This is a genomic window from Streptomyces rishiriensis (genome assembly GCF_003112535.1).
GTDB classification, from domain to species: domain Bacteria; phylum Actinomycetota; class Actinomycetes; order Streptomycetales; family Streptomycetaceae; genus Streptomyces; species Streptomyces rishiriensis.
Window position 1 is genome coordinate 25,791 of sequence record NZ_BEWA01000003.1, and the last position, 22,109, is coordinate 47,899.

At 71.4% G+C, this 22,109-nt stretch carries 20 protein-coding genes and 1 riboswitch; of the genes, 15 read left to right on the top strand and 5 right to left on the bottom strand.

Annotated features, from left to right (window positions below; genetic code table 11):
• Window positions 1–9: 9 nt before the first annotated feature.
• Window positions 10–1,263, top strand: a complete 1,254-nt coding sequence (locus tag Sri02f_RS04955) for a L,D-transpeptidase (protein WP_108999843.1) — start codon at window positions 10–12, stop codon at window positions 1,261–1,263.
• 109 nt (window positions 1,264–1,372) lie between these two features.
• Here the strand turns inward: Sri02f_RS04955 and Sri02f_RS04960 are convergent, their stop codons facing one another.
• Window positions 1,373–1,777: a response regulator gene (locus tag Sri02f_RS04960; RefSeq protein WP_108999844.1), complete on the bottom strand. Its 405-nt coding sequence runs from the start codon at window positions 1,775–1,777 to the stop codon at window positions 1,373–1,375.
• A gap of 178 nt (window positions 1,778–1,955) precedes the next feature.
• Here Sri02f_RS04960 and ctaE point away from each other — a divergent pair, with 178 nt between their 5' ends.
• The 6 genes from ctaE (at window position 1,956) to Sri02f_RS04990 (ending at window position 9,145) form a co-directional block, all read left to right on the top strand.
• Window positions 1,956–2,576: an aa3-type cytochrome oxidase subunit III gene (gene ctaE / locus Sri02f_RS04965; RefSeq protein WP_069771220.1), complete on the top strand. Its 621-nt coding sequence runs from the start codon at window positions 1,956–1,958 to the stop codon at window positions 2,574–2,576.
• A 63-nt stretch (window positions 2,577–2,639) separates the two neighbouring features.
• The gene (qcrC, locus tag Sri02f_RS04970) at window positions 2,640–3,452 is read left to right on the top strand and encodes a cytochrome bc1 complex diheme cytochrome c subunit (RefSeq protein ID WP_108999845.1); all 813 of its coding nucleotides are present in this window, start codon (window positions 2,640–2,642) and stop codon (window positions 3,450–3,452) included.
• Window positions 3,449–4,522 (top strand): cytochrome bc1 complex Rieske iron-sulfur subunit, encoded by a 1,074-nt coding sequence (gene qcrA / locus Sri02f_RS04975; RefSeq protein ID WP_108999846.1) that lies wholly within the window; start codon window positions 3,449–3,451, stop codon window positions 4,520–4,522. The genes qcrC and qcrA overlap by 4 nt, the downstream gene beginning before the upstream one ends.
• Window positions 4,519–6,165, top strand: a complete 1,647-nt coding sequence (gene qcrB, locus Sri02f_RS04980) for a cytochrome bc1 complex cytochrome b subunit (RefSeq protein WP_108999847.1) — start codon at window positions 4,519–4,521, stop codon at window positions 6,163–6,165. Before qcrA ends, qcrB begins: the two co-directional genes overlap by 4 nt.
• Window positions 6,166–6,356: 191 nt before the next feature.
• Entirely contained in the window at window positions 6,357–7,421 is a 1,065-nt protein-coding gene (gene trpD, locus Sri02f_RS04985; protein ID WP_108999848.1) for an anthranilate phosphoribosyltransferase, read from the top strand.
• A 77-nt stretch (window positions 7,422–7,498) separates the two neighbouring features.
• Window positions 7,499–7,615: riboswitch (SAM riboswitch) on the top strand.
• A gap of 165 nt (window positions 7,616–7,780) precedes the next feature.
• Entirely contained in the window at window positions 7,781–9,145 is a 1,365-nt protein-coding gene (locus Sri02f_RS04990) for an aminotransferase class V-fold PLP-dependent enzyme (RefSeq protein WP_108999849.1), read from the top strand.
• Between the two features lie 137 nt (window positions 9,146–9,282).
• On the opposite strand, the gene Sri02f_RS04995 is transcribed toward Sri02f_RS04990, so the two are convergent.
• Together Sri02f_RS04995 and Sri02f_RS05000 are read right to left on the bottom strand one after the other, a co-directional pair.
• Window positions 9,283–9,564 (bottom strand): Lrp/AsnC family transcriptional regulator, encoded by a 282-nt coding sequence (locus Sri02f_RS04995; RefSeq protein ID WP_069771225.1) that lies wholly within the window; start codon window positions 9,562–9,564, stop codon window positions 9,283–9,285.
• Window positions 9,561–10,346 carry a rhomboid family intramembrane serine protease gene (locus Sri02f_RS05000; RefSeq protein ID WP_108999850.1) on the bottom strand — a complete coding sequence of 262 codons (786 nt, stop codon included), beginning with the start codon at window positions 10,344–10,346 and terminating at the stop codon, window positions 9,561–9,563. Before Sri02f_RS05000 ends, Sri02f_RS04995 begins: the two co-directional genes overlap by 4 nt.
• A 183-nt stretch (window positions 10,347–10,529) precedes the next feature.
• Here Sri02f_RS05000 and Sri02f_RS05005 point away from each other — a divergent pair, with 183 nt between their 5' ends.
• The 5 genes from Sri02f_RS05005 to Sri02f_RS05025 all read left to right on the top strand — a co-directional run bounded on the left by Sri02f_RS05005 (window position 10,530) and on the right by Sri02f_RS05025 (window position 15,924).
• Window positions 10,530–10,769 (top strand): hypothetical protein, encoded by a 240-nt coding sequence (locus tag Sri02f_RS05005; RefSeq protein WP_108999851.1) that lies wholly within the window; start codon window positions 10,530–10,532, stop codon window positions 10,767–10,769.
• Between the two features lie 70 nt (window positions 10,770–10,839).
• The gene (locus Sri02f_RS05010; RefSeq protein ID WP_108999852.1) at window positions 10,840–12,183 is read left to right on the top strand and encodes an NYN domain-containing protein; all 1,344 of its coding nucleotides are present in this window, start codon (window positions 10,840–10,842) and stop codon (window positions 12,181–12,183) included.
• Between the two features lie 212 nt (window positions 12,184–12,395).
• A complete protein-coding gene (locus tag Sri02f_RS05015) occupies window positions 12,396–13,436 on the top strand; it encodes a C40 family peptidase (RefSeq protein ID WP_108999853.1) in 1,041 nt (346 codons plus the stop codon).
• A 222-nt stretch (window positions 13,437–13,658) separates the two neighbouring features.
• Window positions 13,659–14,681 carry a C40 family peptidase gene (locus Sri02f_RS05020; RefSeq protein ID WP_108999854.1) on the top strand — a complete coding sequence of 341 codons (1,023 nt, stop codon included), beginning with the start codon at window positions 13,659–13,661 and terminating at the stop codon, window positions 14,679–14,681.
• 40 nt (window positions 14,682–14,721) lie between these two features.
• A complete protein-coding gene (locus tag Sri02f_RS05025) occupies window positions 14,722–15,924 on the top strand; it encodes a hypothetical protein (protein ID WP_108999855.1) in 1,203 nt (400 codons plus the stop codon).
• A gap of 30 nt (window positions 15,925–15,954) precedes the next feature.
• On the opposite strand, the gene Sri02f_RS05030 is transcribed toward Sri02f_RS05025, so the two are convergent.
• Window positions 15,955–16,494, bottom strand: coding sequence for a PadR family transcriptional regulator (locus Sri02f_RS05030; RefSeq protein ID WP_108999856.1), 540 nt, complete (start codon window positions 16,492–16,494; stop codon window positions 15,955–15,957).
• A gap of 176 nt (window positions 16,495–16,670) precedes the next feature.
• Between Sri02f_RS05030 and Sri02f_RS05035 the strand changes: the two genes are divergently transcribed.
• Entirely contained in the window at window positions 16,671–17,999 is a 1,329-nt protein-coding gene (locus Sri02f_RS05035) for an MATE family efflux transporter (protein ID WP_108999857.1), read from the top strand.
• Here Sri02f_RS05035 and Sri02f_RS05040 read toward each other — a convergent pair.
• Window positions 17,960–19,186, bottom strand: coding sequence for a glycosyltransferase 87 family protein (locus tag Sri02f_RS05040; protein WP_109000189.1), 1,227 nt, complete (start codon window positions 19,184–19,186; stop codon window positions 17,960–17,962). The genes Sri02f_RS05035 and Sri02f_RS05040 overlap by 40 nt on opposite strands.
• Window positions 19,187–19,264: 78 nt before the next feature.
• Between Sri02f_RS05040 and Sri02f_RS05045 the strand changes: the two genes are divergently transcribed.
• Both Sri02f_RS05045 and Sri02f_RS05050 read left to right on the top strand, forming a co-directional pair.
• Window positions 19,265–20,407, top strand: a complete 1,143-nt coding sequence (locus tag Sri02f_RS05045) for a glycosyltransferase family 4 protein (RefSeq protein ID WP_108999858.1) — start codon at window positions 19,265–19,267, stop codon at window positions 20,405–20,407.
• 54 nt (window positions 20,408–20,461) lie between these two features.
• Complete coding sequence (locus tag Sri02f_RS05050; protein ID WP_445009685.1) at window positions 20,462–22,099, top strand: GMC oxidoreductase; 1,638 nt, start codon at window positions 20,462–20,464, stop codon at window positions 22,097–22,099.
• Window positions 22,100–22,109: the final 10 nt, after the last annotated feature.

Below are 22,109 nucleotides of genomic sequence, written 5' to 3' on the forward strand. Positions count from 1 at the left end.
CGTGAAGCCATGAGCCACGAACCACGCCCTCGCACCGTCGTCGGCTGCACCCTGCTGGTGATCGCCCTGGGCGCGGTCGCAAGCGCCTGCGGCTCGGACGACGACCCGCTCTCCGCGCGTCCCTACGACGCGACGGACCAGATCTCCTTCAACGCCCCCGACGGCGACGGCGAGAAGGCCGACCCGGACAAGCCCCTGCAGGTCACCGCGGAGGACGACGACCGCATCACGGACGTCACCGCCGTGGACGGCACAGGCCGCTACCTCGCGGGCGAACTCGCCGCCGACGGCAGCCGCTGGCACAGCACCGAGCCGCTGGCCGCAGGCGCCCACTACACCGTCCGCGTGAGCACCGAGGACGACGACGGCGCCCCCGGCCGCCGGGTCCTCGCCTTCGACACCGGCAAGCCCACCACCAAGAAGCGGCTGGCGGTCGAGTTCGGCCCCGACGCCGGCGAGTACGGCGTCGGGCAGCCCGTCACCGCCAAGCTGGACCAGCCCGTCAAGGACCCCGCCGAGCGGGCCGTCGTCGAACGCGGCCTCAAGGTCACCTCCTCGCCGTCCGTGCAGGGCGGCTGGCACTGGGTGGACGACAAGGAACTCCACTACCGCCCCAAGGACTACTGGCCCGCCCACGCCACCGTCCGCGTGCGCAGCAACCTGGACGGCATCAAGATCAGCGACCGGCTGTGGGGCGGCCCGGCCAAGGAGCTCAAACTCACCATCGGCGACCGGGTCATCGCCGTGACGGACGCCGCGTCGCACTCCATGACGGTCTTCAAGAACAACGAGGAGATCAACCAGATCCCCGTCACCACCGGCAAGCCCGGCTTCGAGACCCGCAACGGCGTCAAGGTCGTCCTGGGCAAGGAGTACTTCGTACGGATGCGCGGGACCACCGTGGGCATCGCGGAGGGCTCCTCGGACTCCTACGACCTGCCCGTCTACTACGCCACCCGCGTCACCTGGAGCGGCGAGTACGTCCACGCCGCCCCCTGGTCCGTGGGCTCCCAGGGGTACGCGAACGTCAGCCACGGCTGCACGGGCATGAGCACGTCCAACGCCGAGTGGTTCTTCGACCACATCCGTCAGGGCGACGTCGTCCAGGTCGTCAACAGCAACGGCGACACGATGGAGACGTTCGGCAACGGCTTCGGCGACTGGAACCTGGACTGGAAGAAGTGGATCACGGGCAGCGCGCTGACCGGCGCCAAGCAGCAGACGGACCAGGAGACGGCCCGTCTGAGCCCGGCGGCCGTCTAGACGCCGTCGGGGGTGCGGGGCCGGCCGTGACGGGCACGGCTCCGCGGGCGGGCGCGACAGACGGCCCCGGCCCGCGTCCGCGACGCCGCCGCGACCCGCCCCTCCTGCGCTACGCGCTCTGCTGGAGCCTCTTCGTCCGCAGCAGGGACGCCAGGGCCCCCGCGAACTCCACGGGCTCCACAGGCAGCGTCACGGCCGCGTCGGCCCGGCTCCAGGTGGCGAGCCACGCGTCCTGGGGCCGCCCGATGAGCAGCAGCACCGGCGGGCATCGGAACACCTCGTCCTTGAGCTGACGGCACAGCCCCATGCCCCCCATGGGCGCGGCCTCCCCGTCGAGGACGACGACGTCGATGCCGCCCCGGTCCAGCTCGAGCTGCACCGCCGCAGGCGTCGCGCACTCCAGGAACTCCACCACAGGGACGTCCGGTGCGGGCCTGCGGCCGGTCGCGAGCCGTACCTGCTCCCGCGTGTTGGAGTCGTCGCTGTAGACCAGCACCGTGGCGGTCGCCTGCATGCTTCCTCCGTGACATCAGTGTCGTACGGACAGAACCGATGCCGCGGATGCTACTCCCTCACCCACCTCGTCAACACCGCTTGGAACACGGCTTCGATGGGCCATCCGGGCAGTACACACGGTGCGAACACTCCGAACGGCACCCCCCGGAGTGAGGGCGGGATAAGGGACCGACATAATGTCGGTCGTGGCGACAGCAACGACAGTAGACACCGGGCACGCGCACCCGTCGGTCAATCGACCGAACCTCACCAGCGTCGGAACCATCATCTGGCTGAGTTCCGAGCTGATGTTCTTCGCGGCCCTCTTCGCGATGTACTTCACCCTGCGATCGGTGACGGGTCCTGATCACTGGAAGGAGATGGCCGAGGCCCTGAACCTCCCGTTCTCGGCCACGAACACCACGATCCTGGTGCTCTCCTCGCTCACCTGCCAGCTCGGCGTCTTCGCCGCCGAGCGCGGTGACGTGAAGAAGCTGCGGATGTGGTTCATCGTCACCTTCATCATGGGTGCGATCTTCATCGGCGGTCAGATCTACGAGTACACGGAGCTGGTGAAGAAGGACGGGCTCTCGCTCTCCTCCGATCCGTACGGCTCGGTGTTCTACCTGACCACCGGCTTCCACGGGATGCACGTGACGGGCGGCCTCATCGCCTTCCTGTTCGTCCTCGGGCGCACCTACGCGGCCAAGAGGTTCACCCACGAGCAGGCGACCGCGGCCATCGTCGTGTCCTACTACTGGCACTTCGTCGATGTCGTCTGGATCGGCCTCTTCGCCACGATCTACCTGATCAAGTAGCCGGGGCCCGCTCCCGCACTTCCACAAGCATCGACGCAGAAGATCCTGACACCGGGGTAATCCGTGAAAAAGCTCTCCGCACGACGACGCCATCCGCTGGCGGCGCTCGTCGTCCTACTCCTCGCGCTGGCATGCACAGGGGGGCTGTACGCCGCGTTCGCGCCCGCGAGCAAGGCGCAGGCAGACGACAGCGCCCAGTCCCTCACGATCGACGAGGGCAAGAAGCTCTACGCCGTCGGCTGCGCCAGCTGCCACGGCACCGGCGGTCAGGGCACCTCCGACGGTCCGAGCCTGGTCGGCGTGGGCGCCGCGGCCGTCGACTTCCAGGTCGGCACCGGCCGCATGCCGGCGGCGACCTCCCAGGGCCCGCAGGTGGTGAAGAAGAAGAACATCTACACGCAGGCCGAGATCGACCAGCTCGCCGCGTACATCTCCTCGCTCGGCTCCGGCCCGGCCGTTCCCACCAAGGCCGAGTACGGCCCGGAGGGCGCGGACATCGCCAAGGGCGGCGAGCTGTTCCGCACCAACTGCGCGCAGTGCCACAACTTCACCGGCAAGGGCGGCGCCCTCACCAAGGGCAAGTTCGCTCCCACCCTCGAGGACGTGGACCCGAAGCACCTCTACGAGGCCATGCAGACCGGCCCGCAGAACATGCCCTCCTTCCCCGACACCACCCTGTCGGAGCAGAACAAGAAGGACATCATCGCGTACCTGCACGCGGTCAACAGCAGCGACACCGACAACCCCGGTGGTCTGGAGCTGGGCGGCGTCGGGCCGGTCAGCGAGGGCCTGTTCGCCTGGATCTTCGGTCTCGGCGCACTGATCGCGGTCGCCGTCTGGGTTGCCGCTCGGACCGCAAAGGCCAAGAAGTCATGAGTAGCCAAGACATTCCAGAAGAGAACCTGCCTGCTGAGCAGTCCGCAGGACACAACGAGCATGTGCACGGCGCGGTAGGCGTCGCGGACGAGAAGAACCCGTTCGCGGACCCCGGTCTGCCGCCCCACGAGCACCGCGTCCAGGACATCGACGAGCGGGCCGCCAAGCGGTCCGAGCGTGCGGTCGCCTTCCTGTTCACGCTGTCGATGCTCGCCACGGTCGGGTTCATCGCCTCGTACGTGGCGATCCCCGCCGACAAGTCGATCTTCGTGTTCCCGATCGGCCACCTCAGCGCGCTGAACTTCGCGCTGGGCCTGACCCTGGGCACGGCCCTGTTCACCATCGGCGCCGGCGCGGTCCACTGGGCCCGCACCCTGATGTCGGACGTCGAGGTCGCCGACGAGCGGCACCCCATCGCCGCGAGCCCCGAGGTCCGTGCGAAGGTCCACGCGGACTTCCGCCAGGGCGCCAAGGAGTCGGCGCTCGGCCGCCGCAAGCTGATCCGCAACACGCTGTTCGGCGCGGTCGCCCTGGTGCCGCTGTCCGGTGTCGTGCTGCTGCGCGACCTCGGCCCGCTGCCCGAGGACAAGCTGCGGCACACGCTGTGGGCCAAGGGCAAGCTGCTCGTCAACATGAACACGAACGAGCCGCTGCGTCCGTCGGACGTGGCCGTCGGTTCTCTCACCTTCGCCAAGCCCGAGGGCCTGGAGGAGCACGACGAGGACTTCCAGAACGAGATCGCCAAGGCGGCCCTGATGATCGTCCGGCTGCAGCCGGACAACATCAAGGACAAGCGCGAGCTCGAGTGGTCGCACGAGGGCATCGTGGCGTACTCGAAGATCTGCACCCACGTCGGTTGCCCGATCTCCCTGTACGAGCAGCAGACGCACCACGTGCTGTGCCCCTGCCACCAGTCCACCTTCGACCTCTCCGACGGTGCCCGAGTGATCTTCGGCCCCGCCGGTCACGCCCTGCCGCAGCTGCGCATCGGCGTGAGCGACGAGGGCTACCTTCAGGCGCTCGGCGACTTCGAAGAGCCCGTCGGTCCTGCCTTCTGGGAGCGCGGATGAGCACGACAGAGAACCACGACAGCGCCGTGACCCGCGAACGCGGGAAGGCGCCGGCCGGCGAGCGCATCGCCGACTGGGCCGACGGCCGGCTGGGGATCTACTCCCTCGCCAAGTCCAACATGCGCAAGATCTTCCCCGACCACTGGTCGTTCATGTTGGGCGAAGTGTGCATGTACAGCTTCATCATCATCATCCTGACGGGTGTGTATCTGACGCTGTTCTTCCACCCGTCGATGACCGAGGTGGAGTACCACGGCAGCTACGTCCCGCTCCAGGGACAGCTGATGTCCGAGGCGTTCAGCTCGACCCTGCACATCTCCTTCGACGTGCGCGGCGGTCTGCTCATCCGGCAGATCCACCACTGGGCGGCGCTGATCTTCCTCGCCGGCATGTTCGTGCACATGATGCGCGTGTTCTTCACGGGTGCGTTCCGCAAGCCGCGTGAGGTCAACTGGCTGTTCGGCTTCCTGCTGTTCGTCCTGGGCATGTTCACCGGCTTCACCGGTTACTCGCTCCCGGACGACCTGCTCTCCGGCACCGGCGTGCGCTTCACGCAGGGCGCGATCCTGTCGATGCCGATCGTCGGCACGTACATCTCGATGTTCCTGTTCGGCGGCGAGTTCCCCGGTCACGACTTCGTGGCGCGGTTCTACTCGATCCACATCCTGCTGCTGCCGGGCATCATGCTGGGCCTGATGGTGGGCCACCTGATCCTGGTCTTCTACCACAAGCACACGCAGTTCGCGGGCCCCGGCAAGAGCAACAAGAACGTCGTGGGCATGCCGCTGCTGCCGGTGTACATGGCCAAGGCCGGAGGCTTCTTCTTCCTGGTCTTCGGCGTGATCGCGGCCATCGCCGCCGTGGCGCAGATCAACCCGATCTGGGCCATGGGCCCCTACCGTCCGGACCAGGTGTCGACCGGCGCCCAGCCCGACTGGTACATGGGCTTCGCCGAGGGCCTGATCCGCTTCATGCCGGGCTGGGAGATCAACCTCTGGGGTCACACGCTGGTCCTGGGCGTGTTCATCCCGCTGGTCCTGTTCGGCGTGGTCCTCGCGGCGCTGGCGCTCTACCCCTTCATCGAGGCGTGGATCACCGGCGACAAGCGCGAGCACCACATCCTGGACCGCCCGCGCAACGCGCCGACGCGTACGGCCCTGGGCGTCGCCTGGGTCACGATGTACATGATCACGCTGGTCGGCGGTGGCAACGACCTGTGGGCCACCCACTTCCACCTGTCGATCAACACGATCACCTGGTTCGTCCGGATCTTCTTCTTCGTCGGACCGGTCATCGCGTACATCGCCACCAAGCGGATCTGCCTCGGCCTGCAGCGGCGCGACAAGGACAAGGTGCTGCACGGTCGCGAGACCGGCACCATCAAGCGCCTGCCGCACGGTGAGTTCATCGAGATCCACGAGCCGCTCAGCCAGGAGCAGCTGCACACCCTCACGGCTCACGAGCAGTACGAGCCGGCCGCGATCGGCGCCACCGTCGACGAGAACGGCGTCGAGCGCAAGGTCACGGGCAAGGAGAAGCTCCGCGCCAAGATCAGCGGAGCGTACTTCGGCGAGGACCAGCAGATCCCGAAGCCCACTGTCGAGGAGTACAAGGAGATCACGAGCGGCCACGGCCACCACTGATCGCTGAGGCGTCGCCACGCCACAGGAAAGGGCCCCGTCCGGAGACCGGACGGGGCCCTTCGGCGTGCCCGCGGCTGGATAGGGTGGGGTTCACCTCGTTCCACGGCTCGCGGCTCCCGGTTCGCGAGGCGACGACGCACGACGACGCACGACGACACACACGACTCACGACGACACACGCAGGAGCGGCTATGAGCGCTGTGACCCCCGCTGGAGGCGACACCGCGGCGGGCCGTTCCTGGCCCGAGGTACTGAACGGCCTGCTGTACGGCCGCGACCAGGACGCGGACGCCACGTTCTGGGCGCTGGACCGGATCATGCGCGGGGAGGCGACCGACGCGCAGATCGCCGGGTTCGTGGTGGCGCTGCGGGCCAAGGGCGAGACCGTCGCGGAGATCAACGGGCTGGTCCGGGCGATGTACGAGCACGCCAACCTGATCGAGGTGCCGGGGCCGACCGTCGACATCGTCGGCACGGGCGGCGACGGCGCGAAGACCGTCAACATCTCCACGATGTCGGCGATCGTCGTCGCGGGCGCGGGCGCCACGGTCGTCAAGCACGGCAACCGGGCCGCGTCCTCCGCGTCCGGCGCCTCGGACGTGCTGGAGAAGCTCGGCGTCAATCTGGAGCTGACCCCCAAGCGGGTGGCGGAGGTCGCCCGGGAAGCCGGGATCACCTTCTGCTTCGCCGTCAAATTCCATCCGGCCCTGCGTCATGTGGGCGCGGCGCGCGGCCAGTTGGGCATCCGCACGGTGTTCAACGTGCTCGGTCCGCTGACCAACCCGGCCAGGGTTGCGGCCCAGGCGGTCGGGGTCGCCGATCCCCGCATGGCGCCGGTCGTCGCCGGCGTGTTCGCCGAGCGCGGCAACTCCTCCCTGGTCTTCCGCGGCGACGACGGACTCGACGAGCTGACCACCACGGCCACCTCGCGCGTGTGGGTCGTGCGCGACGGCAAGGTCACCGAGGAGAGCTTCGACCCGCGGGACGTCGGTCTCGAACTCGTCCCGGTGGAGGCCCTGCGCGGCGGCGACCCGTCCTACAACGCGGAGGTCGCCCGCCGTCTGCTGGAAGGCGAGACGGGCCCGGTGCGCGACGCCGTCCTGCTGAACTCGGCGGCGGCGCTGGTGGCGCTCGAACCGGGCGCCGGGCCGCTGGCCGAGCAGCTGCGGGCCGGCATGGACCGGGCAGCCGAGTCGATCGACTCCGGCGCGGCCAAGCGGGCGCTGGAGCGCTGGGTGGCGGCCAGCAACGCGTGACGCCGGCGAGAGCGGTCGTCCCGCGATCCGGACACGGGTTGCGGGACGACGATCACCTGTCGTAGCTTCCTGTATCAGGTCATGAGTGACAGTCATGAGGCCCCGGCCGACTGTCCGGCAACCCTCCGTCCGTGGCGGGGTGCCCCGGGTGAAGACCAGGTCGTGGACAGCAAGGTCCACGGCAAGCGCGGACCCCTCGCGTCACCAGGGGTCCTGGGTCGTCCGAGGGAGTCTCTCGTGAGCAAGCGAATGCGATAGGGCGTAGAGCCCCGCCTCCGCATCCCCTTTCACCTTCCTCCGTGGCGGAGCCATGTCCGCCCGCACGGTGGTTCCGTCCTGCCTCTCACGGGAGTTTCGCCATGTCCGTCTCCACCCTTGCCGCTGCCCGTACCCTTTGCGCCCCGCTGCCCGTTCTGGGCCAGGATGTCACCGTCCCGCTCGTGACCGGCGGCGAGGTCGCCTACGCGGCCCTCGACTACGCGGCCAGCGCCCCCGCCCTCCAGCGCGTCTGGGACGACGTGGCGGCCTACGCCCCCTACTACGGCAGTGTCCACCGCGGCGCCGGCTACCTCTCGCAGCTCTCCACGGACCTCTTCGAGAACGCCCGCCGGACCGTGACCGAGTTCCTCGACTGCCGCTCCGACGACCAGCTGATCTTCACCCGCTCGACGACCGACTCCCTCAACCTGCTCGCCTCCGCGCTCCCCGCCGGCTGCCAGGTCTTCGTCTTCGAGACCGAGCACCACGCCTCGCTGCTGCCCTGGCAGGATGCCCGGGTCACCTACCTCGACGCCCCGCGCAGCCCGCGCCGGGCCGTCGAGACGCTGGAGCGGGCGCTCGCCGAGCGCGACCCGCAGGGCCCGGCCCTGGTCTGCGTCACCGGCGCGTCGAACGTCACCGGAGAGCTGTGGCCGGTGCGCGAGCTCGCGGCGGCCGCGCACGCCCACGGCGCCCGGATCGTCCTGGACGCCGCCCAGCTGGCCCCCCACCACCCGGTGTCGGTCCGCGACCTCGACGTGGACTGGGTGGCCTTCTCCGGCCACAAGCTGTACGCGCCCTTCGGCAGCGGCGTCCTGGCCGGCCGCGCCGACTGGCTGGCCGAGGCCGACCCCTACCTTGCGGGCGGCGGCGCCAGCCGCAAGGTCACCCGGCGCGAGGACGGGGGAGTGGACGTGGAGTGGCACGAGAGCGCCGCCCGTCACGAGGCCGGCTCCCCGAACGTCATCGGCGCCTACTCCATCGCCTCGGCCTGCAAGGCGCTCACGGAGGCGGGCTTCGACGACCTGGTCGCCCGCGAGGAGCACCTGATCGCGAAGGTGCGGGAGGGGCTGGCCGACGTCCCCGAGGTGCGGATCCTGTCCCTCTTCGGCGACGACGCCCCCCGGGTCGGCGTGATCTCCTTCGTCGTCGAGGGCTGGAACAGCTCCCACTTCGCCGCCGCCCTCTCCGCCGAGTACGGCATCGGCGTCCGCGACGGCCTTTTCTGCGCCCACCCCCTGGTCCGCACCCTCCTGGGCAGCGACCCGCAGACCCAGGGCGAGTGCGGCGCGCCCGAGGCGGCCCCGGGGGAGAAGTCCCTCAACGCCATCCGCGTGAGCTTCGGCGCCGGCACGCCCGACGAGCACGTCGACCGCTTCGTGACGGCGGTCCGTGAACTGGTCACCCAGGGAGCGAAGTGGCGCTACCGCACGGAGAACGGCCGCTGCGTCCCGTCGGTGAACTGACCCGCGGCCCCCTGCACCCCGCGCCCCCGGGGGCCCGTGCCCCCGACGTCCCGACGTGGAGGGCACGCCCCTCGGGGGCGGGGAACCGCGCGCCCGGCCACGTCGGGGCCCCGCAGGACGCGGAGCGCGACGCTGCGTTACGAGTCCAGGCCGATGGCGAACGCCGCTTCCAGGTCGTGCTGCGAGTAGGTGCGGAACGCCACGTGGGTGTCCGTCCCCTCGACGCCGGGGATCTTGCTGATGCTGCCCGGGATGACCTCTGCGAGGTCCTCGTGCTGCTTCACCCGGACCATCGCGATGAGGTCGTACGTCCCCGTCACGGAGAAGACCTCGCTGACGCTGTCCAGCGAGGCGATCCGCTCGGCGATCTCGGGGATCCGGTCCACGCTGGTCTTGATGAGGACGATCGCGGTGATCACGGCTGGTTCTCTCCCTCGGGGGCCGGAGCTGGGGCGGCCTTCACTCTAGTCGCCCGCCCGTCGCCCTCCGCCGCCCTTGCGGGACCGCCCCGGGGGCCCCTCCGCTCGCCGAAGCGGGCCCACGCGTAGAAGAGCCCCAGCCCGAAGCCGACCAGGTGCGCCAGATACGCCACCCCCGGCCCCTGGGACGCCCGCCCCGCCCCCACCCACTGCAGGGCCGCCCAGAAGGGCAGCACGACCCAGGCCGGGAAGCGCAGCGGCAGGAAGAACAGGAACGGCAGGAGACTGGTCACCCGCGCCCGGGGGAACAGGTACAGGAACGCGCCGAGCACCGCGGAGATCGCGCCCGAGGCGCCGACCAGGGACTGCGACGACGTGGCGTTGGCGGCCGCGTAGCCCAGCAGGGCCAGATAGCCGCAGCCGGTGTAGAAGAGAGTGAACTCCACGCGTCCCATCCGGCGCTCGGTCATCGCCCCGAAGACGTGGAGGAAGAGCATGTTGCCCAGCAGATGCACCCAGCTGCCGTGGACGAAGAGAGCGGTGGCCGGCCTCAGGACGGCCCCTGGAGCGCCCTCGAAGAGCTCGGCGGGCACCACGCCCCAGCGCCGGAAGTAGGCGCGCTGCGCGGCCGGCAGCCCGCCGCCGGCACCGTACGCCGGGTTGAGGCCCGAGGCGGGGCCGATCACGAAGATCAGACAGCACAGTGCGATCAGGCCATGGGTCACCGGCGCCGAGGAAGTGCGGAGCGCACCGCGGACCGTCCCGTTCCAGTTGCTGATCATGGTGACAAAGCATGACGTAACAGGACGCACTCCTCTGGGCCGCCTCGCCGTCCGACGGCCCCCGTGGACGGACGGGCGGCGAGTACCCGCCAGGCCGTAGGGTTACGAGCCACACGCACGGGGGAGCCTCCGGCCCGACCCCGGCACCAGAAGCGGGACACTAGAAGGAAGCGGAAAGTCACGATGACGGTTCCCCTGCCGACCGCCGCGACGCGGTGGCGCTGCACGCTCTGCGGCAACCTCACGCGGTTCGACGTGACGCGCTCGTCGAAGGTCGTCGAGTACGTGCACCTCGACCTCGCCGGCGAGCCGAAGGTCGAGGAGCGCGACGTGGTCAGTGAGACCATCGAGTCGGTGCGGTGCCGCTGGTGCAACGCCGTGGACCAGGTGGAACTCGTGGACCGGCCGGGCGCCGGTTCCTGACGGTGGGAGCCCCTCCGCTCGAGCGACGTCGAGAGCGGGAGAGGCCCCGCACAGTATTGGGGTGTGACGGATGGTGGAGAGCGCAGGCGGGGGGCCGGGCGACGGCGCCGCCGAGATGCTCGACCGTCCGCTGCCGGACGGCGTGCGGCGCAGGGTCGTCACGATCGTCTCCGACGGCTTCGGCGGGCTGACCGTCGGCGAACTGCCCGTCCAGTTGCGCCAGTACGCCCGGTTCGCCCCCAATCGCCGGGCGAAGTTCGCGGGGAACGCGATGGCGGCCGCGCTGGAGACCGATCCGCTCTTCAGACAACGCATCGCCGAGAAGTTCAGAGAGGTGCAGCCGGAGCTGTCCGGCGCCCTCGACTCCGGCTCGCCGGCCCCGGCCGCGGATCCGCTCGACGTGGCGGCCGCGGCCTACGTGCTGCGGCCCGTCGGCTGGGTGAAGCTGGTCACCGCGGCCGGCGAGGAAGCCCAGCGGGCGGACGCGGAGCGGGCCGACGAGGAGAGCCGGGCCGAACTGGAGCGGCTGCGCGAGGAGCTCGACCGGGCCCGGGAGCAGACCCGGACCGACACCGAGCGGCTGCGCGCCGAGCTGGACGCGGCGAAGAAGGAGACCGAGTCGCTGCACCGCAAGCTGCGTTCGGCCCTCAGCGACGTCAAGCGGGGCGAGGCCGCGCTGCGCAAGGTGCAGGCCGAGTTCGAGACCGCGCGCGCCGAGGGGCACGCACAGGTGTCCGCCGCCGAGAGCGAGGCCCGGCGGCTGAAGGCGCGGCTGGGTGAGGCCGAGGCCGCCCTGGAGGCCACCCGGCGGGCGGCGCGCGAGGGCCGCAGCGTGGAGGACATGCGGGTGCGGCTGCTGCTGGACACCGTGCTCGACGCCGCCCAGGGGCTGCGTCGGGAACTGGCGCTGCCACCGGTGTCGGTACGGCCGGCGGAGACCGTCGACGCGGTCGAGCCGGGCCGGATGACGCCGAAGGACATCGCCGCCCGGGCCCTGTCGGAGCACGATCCGGCCATTCTCGACCAGTTGCTCGCGCTGCCGCAGGCGCATCTCGTCGTCGACGGCTACAACGTCACCAAGACCGGCTATCCGCAGATGCCGTTGGAGAAGCAGCGGCTGAGGCTGCTGGGGCAGCTGTCGCAGCTCGCCGCGCAGACCGGCGCCGAGGTCACCTGTGTCTTCGACGGGGCCGAACTGGCTGCTCCGGTGCTGCTCGCGCCGCCGCGCGGGGTGCGGGTACTGTTCTCCAAGCCGGGCGTCACGGCCGACGAGCTGATCCGTCAACTGGTGCGGGCCGAGCCGTCCGGCCGTCCGGTCATCGTCGCTTCGACCGACCGCGAGGTGGCGGACGGGGTGGCCAAGGTGGGCGCCCGACCCGTGGCTTCCGCGGTACTTCTGAAGCGCCTGTCCTGAAGGTCGAACTTCGCAGGTTTAATGACCGAATTGACGCAATCGTCACGCAACGTAGCGTCAATCGCGCATCACTGCTCGTGAGTTGAGTGAAAAAACTGCGTTGCGTGATGGGTTTTTTTCTTCTGAGGATTTGAACTGATCACGGCGAGGTCACTAAGGTCAGGCCTCGAACCTCCACACGGGTGATCACTCAAAAGAAGGAGCCCGTCTCCGTGGCGTCCCACCGTCGACCCAAGCAGCCGAGTCGCGCACGCGTGACCGTGCTGACCACCGCAGCCGCCGCTGCCGTCGTGCTGAGCTCGCAGGCCGCCAACGCGGCGCCCAGCCAGAAGCTCACCAAGGACGAGGTCAAGAGCAAGGTCGACAAGCTCTACGAAGAGGCGGAGCAGGCCACCGAGACCTTCAACGGGGCCCAGGAGAAGCAGGAGAAGCTCCAGAAGGAGATCTCCACCATCCAGGACAACGTGGCCCGGGGGCAGGCGGATCTCAACGAGCTGCGCGACTCCATGGGGCTCGCGGCCGCCGCCCAGTACCGCACCGGGTCCATAGACTCCTCCCTGCAGCTCCTTCTGTCCTCGAACCCGGACGACTTCCTGGACAAGGCCTCGGCCGCGGACCAGTTGAGCGCCCAGCAGGTCGAGGCGCTCAAGAAGATCCAGGAGAAGCAGCGCCAGCTCGCGCAGCAGCGCACCGAGGCCTCCGGCAAGCTCAAGGACCTCGCCACCACCCGCACGGAGCTGGGCAAGAAGAAGAAGGAAGTCCAGGCCAAGCTCGCCGAGGCGCGCAAGCTCCTCAACACGCTGACGGCCAAGGAGAAGGCCTCCCTCGCCGCCGCCGACACCCGCGCCAGCCGGGACGCCGGTCAGCGGGTCGACCTCGGCGACGCCCCCACCGGCTCCGGCCGGGCCATGGCCGCCTTCCAGGCCGCGCAGAGCCAGCTCGGCAAGCCCTACCACTACGGCTCCACCGGCACCGCCATGTACGACTGCTCGGGCCTCACCTCCTGGGCCTACGGACAGGCCGGCGTCGGCATCCCGCGGACCTCGGAGCAGCAGGCCAACATCGGCACGCGCATCTACTCGCAGAGCGACCTCAAGGTCGGCGACCTGGTGTTCTTCTTCAACGACCTGCACCATGTCGGTCTGTACGCGGGCAACGGCCAGATCATCCACGCGCCGCGCACCGGAACCGTCGTGCGCTACGAGTCGATGGGCACGATCGGCGGCCCGTTCATGTTCGGCGTCCGGGTCTGATCCACGCCGGACCGGAGTCCTGATCCACTTCAGGATCAGGACGCCACGCCGCCCGAACGGGCGAATCATGACGACGAGGAGTGACCCCACGCCCCGCCGGTGACCTGCGTCAGCGGCGGGGCGTCACTGTGCGTGCCCGCCGAGGTCTTTGGCCGACCCCCCGTCCCGGGGCTACTGTCTGCCGCGTTTCCCTGTCCATCGGTGGAAGGAGCGCGGCTTCCCGTGGGGTCCCATCGCCGCCTTGCACAGTCCGGGTTCGACCGGGGCGCCTGCAGCGCCCTGAGCGTGCTGTCCGTCGCGGCCGCCGCTCTCGGCGCCGTGTCCGCCGTACCGGCCACGGCCGCACCGCACGACGGCGCCCGTGCCGAGGTGGACCGTCTCTACGAGGAGGCCGAGAAGGCCACCGAGGCCTACAACGAGGCCGACGAACGCGCCGGCGCCCTGCGCCGGCAGGTCGGCGACGCCCAGGACCACATCGCCCGCCAGCAGGAGCGCGTCAACGGCCTGCGCGACCGGCTCGGTTCGCTGGCCGGCGCCCAGTACCGCTCGGGCGGCCTCGACCCCTCCCTGGCGCTGCTGTTCTCCGACGACCCGGAGGAGTACCTCGCCAGGGCGTCCGTCCTGGACCGGATCACCGCCCGCCAGGCCGGTGAACTGAGGGAACTGCAGGGCGCCCTGCGCGACCTCGCCCAGGAGCGCTCCGAGGCCGCCCGCAAGCTCGCCGAGCTGGAGAAGAGCCGCCGGGCCGTGGTCGGCCACAAGCGGACCGTGGAGCGAAAACTCGCCAGGGCGAGGGAGTTGCTCAACTCGCTGCCGTCCGGGGAACGCGCCGCCTACGACCGGGCCTCCCGCTCCGACCGCGAGGACCTGCCCGGCCTTTCGGGCTCGGTCCCGGCGTCCGGCCGGGCGGCCGCCGCGCTGGCCGCCGTCCGCTCCGCACTCGGCAAGCCGTACGTCTGGGGCGCCAACGGGCCCTCCGGCTTCGACTGTTCGGGCCTCATGCAGTGGTCGTACGCGCAGGCCGGCGTCTCGCTGCCGCGCACCTCGCAGGCCCAGGCGCACGCCGGCCGGCGGGTCCCGCTCTCCCAGGCCCGGCCCGGCGACATCGTCACCTACCGCTCCGACGCCAGCCATGTCGGCATGTACGTGGGCAACGGCCAGGTCATCCACGCCCCCTATCCGGGCGCGCCGGTGCGCTACGACCCGGTCGGGATGATGCCGGTCTCGTCCGTCACCCGGCCCTGACCCTCGGCCCGTCCGGCGGGCCCGCCGTACGATCGGGTGGATGACTGGTCGAGGGCGGGTGCGCGGATTCCGGGTCGTGGGGCCCTGGCCGGTGGTCGTCACGCTCCTCGCCTCCCTGGTCGCCTGCGGCGGCCGTCCCGGCACGGACGGCGCGCGGGCCGATGTGCAGAGGCTCCTCGACCGGCGGGCCGCCGCGGTCCTCCACCGCGACGCACGTGCCTACGCGGCCACCGGCGACGCGGCCGGGTTCGCCGCCGTGCGGTCCGTTCCGCTGGCGGCCTGGTCCTACCGGGTGACGGCGCTGCGGCGCGACGGGGGCGGCGCCGGCGCGGACGCCGAGCTGAGCTACCGGGTCGAGGGCTACGACCGGGCCCCGGTGGTCGTGAAGCGCATCGTGCGCCTGGCCCGGGACACGGGCGGGCGCTGGTCGGTGACGTCGGAGAAGCCCGCGAAGGCGACCGGCCAGCAGTTGTGGGACCAGGGCACGGTGAACGTCGTGCGCGGGACGCACAGTCTGGTGATGGGGGTCGGGCAGTCCGATGACCGGCTGCGGTCCTTCGCGGAGCTGGCCGACGACGCCGTCCCCGCGGTCTCGGCGGCCTGGGGCACCGCCTGGGCGGGCCATGTCGTCGTCCTGGTGCCGAAGTCGCTGGCGGGCATGGCGGGGCTGCTCGGCTCGCCCGCCGCGGCCTACCGGGGGATCGCCGCGGTGACGACGGGGGAGACGGGCGGCCGGACGAGGGCACCCGCGGACCGGGTCATCGTCAACCCCGACGCGTACGGCATGCTCGGCCGGGTCGGCCGGCAGGTGGTGCTCACCCATGAGACGACGCATGTCGCCACCCGTGCCCACACCGACGCCGCCACCCCGCTGTGGCTGTCCGAGGGGTACGCCGACTGGGTCGGCTACCGCGGCACCGGGCGCACCCCGCCCGAGGTCGCGCCGGAACTGCAGCACTCCGTCATGACCGGGAGCGTCCCGGCGGCGCTGCCCGCGGACGGCGACTTCGCGTTCTCCGGCGACGCGGGCCGGCTGGCCGAGGCGTACGAAGGCGGCTGGCTGGCCTGCCGGATGATCGCCGAGCGGTGGGGCGAGGCGAAGCTCGACGCGTTCTACCGGGCCGTCGGGGAGCACCAGGAGCGGCCGGGGGCGGTGGAGGGCGCGCTGAAGGACGTCCTGGGCACCTCCCTCCCGGAGTTCACCGGGGACTGGCAGGACTACCTGAAGGCCCAGCTCGGCTGAGCGGCCGGGACGGTGCGGCGGGCCGCCGGGTCACCCGGTCCGGCCCGGCCCGGTCAGCTCCTCGATCGCCTCGCGCAGCCACGCCCGCTCCGCCTGGCCCGTCGCCCGTGCGACCCGCAGCATGCCCCGCCGGAACAGGTCGTCCTCCCGCTCCGCCCGCACGGGCTCGCCGTCGACGTAGAAGAAGCTCGCCGGCGCCTCCAGGAAGTCCAGGCGCCGCCGCAGAACGGCCGCCTGCTCCGCGGGGTCGGGAAGGTGACGCAGGAACGCCAGGACGGTGTTGAAGCGGACCTGGTCCGTGATCTCGGCCTGCTTCGGGCGGCGCAGGCGCTCCAGCAGGTCCGCCCGCCCCCGGTCGGTGAGGGTCAGCACCCGGCGGGGAGCCGCGCCCGCGCCGTCCTCGGTGTGCTGGTCGAGCCTGCCCGCGGTGACCAGGCGGGTGATCGCCGGGTAGAGCGCGCCGTCGCTGACCGGGCGGACATGGCCGGTCAGGGCGGTGATGCGCTCCTTCAGCTCGTAACCGTGCAGCGGCTCCTCGGCGAGGAAGCCGAGGATCGACAGCTCAAGCATGGCCCTCCCTTGCGGACGCGCTGACGGCATGCTACCTCTTATCGAGCTACCTCGTTTAGAGGTAACTCGACAAGAGGTAGCTCGATAAGAGGTAGCAGACGTCAGGTACCCGACAGCAGGTATCCGACATGAGGTGTCGGCCGGCCGCGTTGCCGGACTTCCGAGGGGGACCCGTCGTGGACAGTCATCGCGGACAGCTCGTGGCGCTCGCCCGTCCGGTCTACTTCTCGCTCCTGGCCTCCGTGGCCGCCGGGATCATCAACACGGTCTGGGTGTCCCGGCTGGGCGGGCCGTCGGTGGCCGCCGTGGCGGTCGCCACCAACGCCGAGAACGTGCTGCTGGGCGTGGCGCTGGTGTTCGCCTCGGGGACGACCGTGCTGGTCGCCCATGCCAGGGGCGCGCGCGACGCCGGCGCGGTGCGTGCGGCGGTACGGGGCGGCTGGGCGCTGTGTGCGCTGGTCACGCCGGTGATCGCGGTCGGGGGCTTCCTGCTGCGCGAGCCGCTGGCCCGCCTCGTGCTCGGCGGACAGGGCGGCCCCGCCCTCCCGCTGGCCGTCGCGTACTTCGCGATCTCGATGCCGGGCGTCGCCGTCTTCTTCGCCCAGCAGCTCGTCGACGGCATCCTCAAGGGCGCGGGCGACACGAGGACGCCGATGCGTCTGGCCCTGCTCGCCAACGGTCTGATCCTGGTCGGCGACCCGCTGTTCATCCACCTCTACGGCGTGCGGGGCGCCGCCGTCTCCACGGTGCTGTGCCGGGGCGCGGCGCTCTGCGCCGGACTGTCGGCCCTGCGCCGCCACGCCGTGCTGCGCACGGCCGTCCGGGCGGTCCCCACGCTCTCCACGGGGGCCTCCCTGCGGCGCACGCTGGCGACCGGACTGCCCATGTCGGCCGACTTCACCCTGCGCCAGGGCGGGGCGCTCGCCCTGGTCGCCGTGGTGGCGCGGCTCGGGGTGACGGCGGTGGCGGCCTACGCGATCGCCTACAAGGTCATGTATGTGGCGACCATGGCCTTCTACGCCGTCCGCCAGGCCGCCTCCATCCACACCGCGCACACCCGGGGCGAGGGCCGCGAGGAGCGCCGGGCGATCGGGCGGCAGGCCGTGCTCGTCTCCGGGGCCGTGGCTCTGGTGGCCGCCCTGCTGCTGTGCGCCGCGGCCCCCTGGATCATGACCGCCTTCGGCGCCGGGCCCGGCGTGGCCCGCGAGGGCGTGCTGTTCCTGCGCTGCGTCGGGCCTTATCTGCTGCTCATGGGCGGGTTCATCGCCGTGGGCGGCGTTTTCGAGGGCAGTGGCGGAGCGCCGGTGCTGCTGCGGGTGACCCTGCTGGGCACGGCCGTGCAGCTGCCGCTGGCGTACGCGCTGTCGGGGCTGGGGCTGCCGGGGATCTGTCTGGCGCTGGCGCTCTCCATGGGCGTGCAGAGCGTGGCGGTGGGGGCGGTGCTGCGGCGGGCGTGGCCCAGGGGTCAGGAGGAGACCGCCGGCTCGCCGGTGCGGGCGGTCTGAGCGAGCGGGGCGGCGCCCGGCGCGGTCGAGCGCCACAGCCGCACGGCCGCGGTGAGCGCGGCGGCCACCAGCAGGCCGTTGCGCCAGAACATCAGGGCGACGCCGAAAGGGGTGCTCGCGACGACGTCCGCGAAGCAGGCCGGGAACTCCAGACCCGTCACGGCCGCCGCGGCCACGACCAGCGCGGCGGGCACGGTCATGCGGCCGGCCCCGGAGCACAGGCAGACCGCCGCGAGCCCGATGAGCCATACGAGGTACTGCGGGCTGATCACCCTGCTGGTGACGGTGAACAGGAGAACCGCCGTGAAGGCCGCCTCCGCGAGCGTGTGCGGCGCGAGGCGTCTCGCGGTCAGCCGCCACAGCAGCAGCCAGCCGCACGCGAGCGCCGTCAGTCCCAGCGCCACGTCGCTCACGAGGCCCGTGTACGGACCGGCGAACTCCAGCGAGCCGTAGCGGAACAGCACCTCGCCCCGCCAGCCGAGGCGCCGGGCCACATGCAGGGCGAGGCCGGCCACCGACTCCACCTCGACGCCGCGGTCCCGCTGAAAGGCCAGGAAGGCGAAGGCGCCGGGCACGGCGAGGGCGAACGCGGCGCACAGGGCGAGGGCCGTCACCGCCGCCGCACCCCACGCCCGACGGCGCACCGCGCCCGCCAGCAGCAGCACCGGCCAGCCCTTCAGCAGCGCGGCGAGGCCGGTCAGCGCTCCCATCGTCCGGGGGCGGCGCACACCGGCGGCCAGGGCGGCGACCGCGACCGCCGTCACCATCACGTCGTAGCGGGCGTAGACGGTGGGGCCCAGCAGCGGGACGCCCGCCACCCATGTCCACGCCCCGCGCAGCGACCGGCCGGGGTGCAGGCCCGTGTGCAGCAGCGGCACGAGGACGGCCAGGTCGGCGAGGAAGGCCAGGACGAAGAAGGCCGACGCGTATTGGAGGAAGGGCAGCACGGCGGGGGAGAGGATCGCGAGGGCGGCGGCGGGCGGGTACTGCCAGGTGACGTCGTCCACCGGGAAGGCCCCGGCGCGCAGGCCCTCGTACCAGCCCCGGTAGATGACAAAGACGTCGGCGGTGACGTCCGGGCCGGGGAAGCGGAGCACCCCGAAGACGAGGAGCAGCAGCGTCAGGCGGGTCGCGCCCCAGATCGTCAGCAGGCAGGCCGGGGGCCGCCGCACGGCCGTCGTCTCCATGGCGTTCATGATCTCCCCGCGGACCGTGCGGCGCTGCCGGGCGCGGCCGTGCGGGGCGTTTGGATAGGGTCGGTCGCGATGCACAAGACCCTCATCGTGACGAACGACTTCCCGCCCCGCCCCGGCGGGATCCAGGCGTTCCTGCACAACATGGCGCTCCGGCTCGACCCGGACCGGCTCGTCGTCCACGCGTCCACCTGGAAGCGCTCCCGGGAGGGCGTCGAGGCGACCGCCGCCTTCGACGCGGAGCAGCCCTTCACCGTCGTCCGGGCCTCCACGACGATGCTGCTGCCGACGCCCGCGGCGACCCGCCGGGCGACCGGGCTGCTGCGCGAGCACGGGTGCACGTCGGTGTGGTTCGGGGCGGCGGCGCCGCTCGGGCTGATGGCGCCGGCGCTGCGCAGGGCGGGCGCCGAGCGGCTGGTGGCCACCACCCACGGGCACGAGGCCGGGTGGGCGCAGCTGCCCGCCGCCCGGCAGTTGCTCGGCCGGATCGGCGAGAGCACGGACACGATCACCTACCTCGGCGAGTACACCCGCTCGCGGATCGCGACCGCGCTCAGCGCCGAGGCAGCGGACCGGATGGTGCAGTTGCCGCCGGGCGTCGACGAGAAGACCTTCCATCCGGGCTCGGGCGGCGACGAGGTGCGGGCGCGGCTCGGGTTGACCGACCGGCCGGTGGTCGTGTGCGTGTCGCGGCTGGTCCCGCGCAAGGGGCAGGACACGCTGATCCTGGCCATGCCCCGGATCCTGGCCGCCGAGCCGGACGCCGTGCTGCTGATCGTCGGGGGCGGCCCGTACGAGAAGGACCTGCGCAGGCTCGCGCGCGAGAGCGGGGTGGCCGCGTCCGTGCGCTTCACGGGGTCGGTGCCCTGGTCGGAGCTGCCCGCCCACTACGGCGCCGGTGACGTCTTCGCGATGCCGTGCCGGACGCGGCGCGGCGGACTCGACGTCGAGGGGCTCGGGATCGTCTATCTGGAGGCGTCGGCGACCGGACTGCCCGTGGTCGCCGGGGACTCCGGGGGCGCGCCCGACGCCGTGCTGGACGGCGAGACGGGGTGGGTCGTGCGGGGCGGTTCGCCGGCGGACGCCGCCGAGCGGATCGTCGCCCTTCTCGGGGACGCCGAGCTGCGCCGCCGGATGGGGGAGCGGGGCCGGCGGTGGGTCGAGGAGAAGTGGCGCTGGGACCTGCTCGCGGAGCAGCTGAAAACCTTGCTCTAGACTTTTCCGCCCTTTGCTCTAGGCGGAGGGCGAAAATCCGCTGATGCTGCGCACATGACAGCCAAACTGATGCAGCGTCAGCTGACGAGACGTCACATTCTTGGTATGGCCGCCCTCCAGACGGCGGCCGCCCTCGGCTTCACCCGCGTGGGCCTGCAGTCGGCCCGGGCGGCCGAGCCCGCCGCGGTCGAGTCCGCCCCCGCGATCGTGGTCGGCTCCGGCTACGGCGCCGCCGTCGCCGCCCTGCGCCTCGGCCAGGCGGGAGTCCGCACCCTCATGCTGGAGATGGGCCGGCTCTGGAACACCGCCGGCGCCGACGGCAAGGTGTTCTGCAACACCGCCAACCCCGACCAGCGGTCCATGTGGTTCCGCACCCGCACCGAGGCCCCACTGGCCACCTTCCTGTGGCTGGACCTCGTCAACAAGGACATCAGCCGCTACCCGGGCGTCCTGGACCGGGTGCACTTCGACGCCATGTCCGTCTTCGTGGGCCGGGGGGTCGGCGGCGGCTCCCTGGTCAACGGCTCCATGGCGGTCACCCCGCTCCCGGCGTACTTCGCCGAGCAGTTCCCCACCGTCGACGCGGCGGAGATGTACGCGACGTACTACCCGCGCGCCCGCGCCATGCTCGGCGTCAACAGCGTCGACCCCGCCTGGTTCGAATCGACCGAGTGGTACCGGTTCACCCGCGTCTCCCGCAAGCACGCGCAGAACACCGGCCTGAAGACCACCTTCGTGCCGAGCGTCTACGACTTCGACTACATGCAGCGCGAGGCGGCCGGCACCGCCGTCAGGTCGGCCCTCGGGCAGGAGGTCATCTACGGCAACAACCACGGCAAGAAGAGCCTCGACAAGACGTATCTGGCGGCGGCGCTCGGCACCGGCAACGTCACGATCCACACCATGGAGAAGGTGCGCGGCGTCAGCCGGGCCGCCGACGGCACGTACGTCCTGACCGCCGACCGCATCGACGACACGGGCAAGGTCGTCGAGACCAAGCAGTACGGCTGCACCTACCTGTTCCTCGGCGGCGGCAGCCTCGGGACCAGCGAACTCCTCGTCCGCGCCCGGGAGACCGGCACGCTGCCCGCGCTGAACGCCAGTGTGGGCGCGGGCTGGGGGACCAACGGCAACGTGATGCTGGGGCGCGCCAACCACCTGTGGGACACCGTCGGCGCCAACCAGTCGACCATGCCGGTCATGGGCATCGACGACTGGGCCAACACCGCCAACCCCGTCTTCGCGGAGATCGCGCCGCTGCCCACCGGGCTCGAGCACTGGGTCAGCCTCTATCTGGCGATCACCAAGAACCCGCAGCGCGCCGCGTTCACCTACGACGCCGCCTCGGGCGGGGTGAAGCTCGACTGGAGCGCCGCGCAGAGCGCCGTCTCGGTGAGCATGGCGAAGAAACTGTTCGACCGCATCAACGCGGCGAACGCCACCATCTACCGCTACGACCTGTTCGGCTCCGGGAGCAAGGTGTTCGCCGACGACTTCACCTACCACCCGCTGGGCGGCTGCGTGCTGGGGAAGGCCACCGACGACTACGGCCGGGTGAAGGGCTATTCGAAGCTGTACGTCACCGACGGCTCGCTGGTGCCCGGCAACATCGGCGTGAACCCGTTCGTCACCATCACCGCGCTCGCCGAACGCACGATGGCGCGGGTCCTCGCGGAGGACCTCGCGCCATGACGTGCCGTCA